Annotated in this window: 5 protein-coding genes; 3 read left to right on the top strand and 2 right to left on the bottom strand. The window is 57.6% G+C overall.

Annotated features, from left to right (window positions below; translation table 11 throughout):
- Positions 1–121 precede the first annotated feature (121 nt).
- Positions 122–1,144 carry a peptidoglycan bridge formation glycyltransferase FemA/FemB family protein gene (locus tag IRZ24_RS17010; protein WP_297166771.1) on the bottom strand — a complete coding sequence of 341 codons (1,023 nt, stop codon included), beginning with the start codon at positions 1,142–1,144 and terminating at the stop codon, positions 122–124.
- A gap of 358 nt (positions 1,145–1,502) precedes the next feature.
- On the opposite strand from IRZ24_RS17010, the gene IRZ24_RS17005 reads away from it, so the two are divergent.
- Together IRZ24_RS17005 and IRZ24_RS17000 are read left to right on the top strand one after the other, a co-directional pair.
- On the top strand, positions 1,503–1,943 hold the full coding sequence (locus tag IRZ24_RS17005) for a TrkA family potassium uptake protein (RefSeq protein WP_322480982.1): 441 nt from the start codon (positions 1,503–1,505) through the stop codon (positions 1,941–1,943).
- Positions 1,944–1,954: 11 nt separating this feature from the next.
- Positions 1,955–2,617 (top strand): TrkA family potassium uptake protein, encoded by a 663-nt coding sequence (locus IRZ24_RS17000; RefSeq protein ID WP_297166768.1) that lies wholly within the window; start codon positions 1,955–1,957, stop codon positions 2,615–2,617.
- 11 nt (positions 2,618–2,628) lie between these two features.
- On the opposite strand, the gene IRZ24_RS16995 is transcribed toward IRZ24_RS17000, so the two are convergent.
- Positions 2,629–3,996 carry an AI-2E family transporter gene (locus tag IRZ24_RS16995; RefSeq protein ID WP_297166764.1) on the bottom strand — a complete coding sequence of 456 codons (1,368 nt, stop codon included), beginning with the start codon at positions 3,994–3,996 and terminating at the stop codon, positions 2,629–2,631.
- Between the two features lie 183 nt (positions 3,997–4,179).
- On the opposite strand from IRZ24_RS16995, the gene IRZ24_RS16990 reads away from it, so the two are divergent.
- Positions 4,180–4,362, top strand: coding sequence for a hypothetical protein (locus tag IRZ24_RS16990; protein WP_297166761.1), 183 nt, complete (start codon positions 4,180–4,182; stop codon positions 4,360–4,362).
- Positions 4,363–4,674: the final 312 nt, after the last annotated feature.

The raw sequence follows: 4,674 nt of genomic DNA, 5'->3' as shown, positions 1-4,674 counted from the left end.
ACACGGATCAGCCCAGCTTGACGGTGACAGAGTGACAGCTCTGGTGAGAGGAAGAGGAGAGAGAGGGCGCCAGGGAGGGCCGGGCCGCTACGGCTGGCGAGGGGACAGGACAGGAGCCGGACTAGAGGGCGAGACGCTCGCTGAGGAGGCGCCGCGCCAGGGTCATGCTGAGCGGGCGATAGATGTATTCGTAACCCCCAATGAAGCGCACTACCTCTCCTCCCCAGCCGCGCTTGAAGCGGTAGACCCCTGCTAATGGCTCATGCTCGTCCTCCGTCTCTGGGATGCCCCATAGGTCGTAGCGGATCGCTCCGGCGGCGCGTGCGCGACACATCGCCTCCCATTGCAGCAAATAGTTGGGCATGAGCTGACGTAACTCGTTACTGGAAGCCCCATACAGATAGAGCGCCTCACGTCCCATCCGTCCGACAAAGATCCCGGCCAGAAGCCGCCCTTCATACTCAGCGAGCAGCAGATCTAGCTGATTGCGGGGGGCAAGAATCAGCCAGGCGTGCTCGTAGTACTCATAGCGATGGATACCAAAGCCATCGCGAGCAGCAGTAATCTTCAACAGCTCATACCAGGCGCGCACGTCCTCAAGTGTCTGAGCCTCACGCACCTTGACACCGCGTCGAGCCGCCAAACGGAGATTATAGCGCCATTTCTCCTTCATTCGGGAGAGCAGTGTGGTTTCATCCGCACGGAGATCAACCATGATCGTACGCAGCGGCTGGATCGTGCGCACAGGGCGGAAGCCAGAGGCCAGCAGGAAGCGTGCGGCGGCTTCGCCCTCCGCAGTATCGGCAAGTAAGGGCGGCTCCAGGCGGAGAGCCAAGGCGCCCCGCGGGCGCAGCCAGCGATGGAGAGCCATCCAGAAGGCCTTGCAGCACTCCTCATGCGACCAGTCAAGCACAGGACCGCGTGGAATGTAGGCCAGGTGTCCGCACCAGTGTGGTAAGCGGGCCGCACCACGACAGAGTACCTGAGCGGCGGCAACGATGCGCCCAGATGAGCACTCGCAGAGCGCCAAGCGTAGTGGCCTCCATCCCGCTTCAGCCTTCAACTCTCCCCATCCCCAGCTCTGCAGTAAGTGACCATCGTGCTGTTCCAGGAAGTCATCCCAGATCCGACGCTCGCTAATCACTCTTAAGACATAGCCTTGCCTCATGGGCCTTATTGTATCATGTCTGGATCAGCCCTCACAAAGAGGAACTAGAGGAGAAGGAAGGTAGCTGCCTTGCCGGTTGGCAGGTCTAGACCCGCCCCCCAGCCGCGCCTGTCAGCCGAGTGTCGCATCTCCTCGTACCTGCTACCTAGCTTGGGAGCACAACCGGGAGCATGTGCGCTGGCACAGCAATGATATAATATCGTCTGGTGGGTTTCCACGCCTGCCCACCCGTCGAGAGATGGGCAGGTGCTCAACAATAAGCAGCAAAAGAAGCGATCCACGGCTGGTACTACTGGCGGGAGGGTAGCCCTCGCCGCAGATCAGGAGGCAACAGGTGAGAATAGTGATCCTCGGTTGTGGCCGCGTCGGCGCAACGCTGGCCAATATGATGGATCGCGCGGGTCACCAGGTCTCGGTCATCGACTATAGCAGCGAAGCCTTTCAGCGCCTTGACCCCGACTTCAAGGGCGAGACCATCCTGGGCAACGGAGTCGATGAGGATATCTTGATCCGCGCTGGCATCAGGGAAGCCGACGCCTTCGCGGCGGTCACTAACGGCGATAACCGCAACATTATGGCGAGTCAGATCGCCAAGGAAATTTTCCATGTAAAGAAGGTCGTTTGTCGTATCTACGACCCGATTCGGGAACGCACCTATCATGAGCTGGGGCTGGAAACCTTCTGTCCCACCACGATAGGGGCTCAGATGCTCGCCGAGGCGCTTCTCGGTGAGCCTGCAGCGGCAAAAGCAGCGCAACAAGACGAGAAACAATAGAGGATAGCTCTATGTATATCATCATCGGAGGCGGTGGCGACATTGGCTACTACCTCACCAAAACGCTCCTGAGCCAGGGACATGAGGTCCTGCTTCTCGAGAAAGATGCAGCGCGCTACCAGGCGCTGAGCGAAGAGCTGGGAGAGGCCGTCGTGCGCGGCGATGCCTGCGAAGCACGCGTTATGGAGGATGCCGGCGCTAAGCGTGCGGATGTGGTCATCGCCGTCACCGGCGAAGACGATGATAATCTGGTCATCTGTCAGATGGCAAAGCGGCGTTTTAATGTCAACCGCACCATCGCCCGGCTCAACAACCCCAAGCATGAGAAGATCTTCCAGAAGCTTGGCATCGATATCACTGTCAGCCCAACCAAGGCCATTCTCTCCCTTATTGAGGCGGAGATCCCAACTACGCGCTTTGTGCCGCTCATGAAGCTACGCAGGGCAGGCCTTGACTTTGTCGAACTGCGCATCCCCGCCGAGTCGCCCACGATCGGTAAAACCCTGCGAGAAATCAATCTGCCGCGCAATAGTAACCTGGCCCTGATCGTGCGGAATAACCAGCCTATCATCCCCAACGCTGACACTGTAATCCAGGAAGATGATGAGATCTTCGCACTGGTGAGTCCAGAAGGCGAGGACGCCATCCGCAAGGCTTTTGGGGCACTTGGCTAAGCAAGCTTCCCTTAGCGTTCGACGGGTTCATCCTGCTCCTGTTGCTTGTCCTGAACAACCGTGTGGCGCTGTTCCTGCGGCTCAGGGAAGGGGCGCAGAAGATCGAGTTGTTCGATCTTCCCTTCCAGGTCGATCCCTTTCTTGATAGCCGGAGCGGCGCTGACACGGTTTATCCCCTGACCAAATAATCCCCTAGGTATACGCAGGCTGCGAGTCGTGCTGTGTTCAGCGGCCAGCGTTGGCTGCGACTGAGCGCGGCGGCGGCGCAGCACCCAAGGCTGGCGGCGTGGCGTCAGAATCTGCTCAGCGCTTTCGCCTCTCACCAGGGAGCGGTAGATGCTAGCGACCACTACCCAGGCGGCGGCCACAATTGGAGTAGCGATTAAAGCACCGAAAGCTCCGAAGAGCTGGGCGCCAATGATCAAAGCCAGGATCGAAGCGACCGGATGCAGCCCCACCGCATGGCCGACAATGCGCGGTCCCAGCACATTGCTTTCGACAATCTGGATGATGATGAAGTAGCCGATGACCACAAAGGTGCGGGGAAAGGGCTCGGGCAAGAGGAGGGAGATCGCCACCGCCGGCAGCGAGGCCAGGGCCGGCCCGACCATCGGGATAGTCTCGAAGAGAAAAGCCAAGGCTCCCACAATCAGGGCATAGTCCTTCAGTCCCAGCCAGGGAGTAGCACACCCTACACCCGCCAGCACTCCAATGATGACCGCCAACGTCAGCTGACCACGGATATAGTTGCCTACCACGCGATTGAGCGCGTCTTCGAAGAGCAGAAAATGCGGCAGTGAGCGGCGAGGTACTACCTGGAATAGGCTATCGCGGATACGCTTGCCGTCGAGAGTCAGGTAGAAGCTGAGGACGGTCACCAGGACAACATTGACGATGAGATCGGTGAGGGTGAAGACAAATCCTACGATGTTGTTGACAAGCGAACGCGCAAAGTCGGTCGCTTGCATCTCAATCTGCGTCAGGACGCTGTCGATCTTTTCTTGGGGAATACCCTGGTCAACAAGGAATTTCTGTAGCTTGGCCGAGAGTTCTGGGAGCTGGTAGGCATAATTCTGAATGGTCACCGAGAAGGTCTGAGCCTGACGTATCAAGGCAAACAATAAGGCGTAGAAGAGGCTCGCCACCACTACCAGGACCACAGCATAGACGAGCAGCGTTGCAAGCGAGCGTGGTAGGCCATAGCGTTGTAGCCTGTCGACAAGCGGTGAAACCAGAAAGGCAATGGCCATTGCAAGTAGGAGCAAGACCAGCGCATGGAGAAACAGCCCAGAAATGCTCCATCCTAACCAGCCCAGAATGCAGATGCAGACAATGCTGATGAGAATATCACGTACACGTTGCCAGTTGACACGCTCCATGCACTCCCTCCTTGCCAAGCTCAGCCAGTTCTAAGCCCAAGCGGGTGACCTTAGCCGAAAAGATCCGCTTCTATTATGCTCCTCTCTCGGTGGGAAGACAAGCAGGAGAGGGAGATTCGAGCATGGTCCTTGGGGCGCCTGGCCGTGCTTTTCGCCAGGGCTATGGTACTAAAGAGATTAACAATGAGGTGGCGGTCCAACGATGCCCTCAGAGCATCTTTTCTGGTCCAGCAGGTGACCTGGCCGGAGGTCGACCTTGGCCGCTTTCTTGTGCGGCTGCTGCCAGGGCGGCTACGGGACGAGAATGGCTGGCCTGGTCACCACTTTCGTCGATTGGGGGGAGAAAAAGGCTCTCCCCTAACGTAACTTTTTAGAGCAGGATACGTTTGTAAACCTTGGGGAGTCTGTACGGTCGGTTGCTTCTTCACAGGCTATCAACCAGAAGGGAGACGAAGTCACACCAGTAGGCAGAGAGAGGTCTGTGTATCTCTCTCCTTCAGCTTGAGACCCTCAACCAGGGGAGCCAACACTTACGGCGGTACCTTGGTCCAGCCATCGTTAACCTGTCGTCTGGTTATCGTCTACGACATTGCCAGCATATATAAATTTGTAAGGGAAGTGCCCATGAGCGGTCTCGCTATTGCTCTAAGTCAGACTATTATATATTGGACACTTTTT

It is taken from the genome of Thermogemmatispora sp., from assembly GCF_019683755.1.
Lineage (GTDB): Bacteria > Chloroflexota > Ktedonobacteria > Ktedonobacterales > Ktedonobacteraceae > Thermogemmatispora.
Note: the sequence above shows the minus strand (reverse complement) of the source record. Positions and strands in the feature narration are given on the sequence as shown.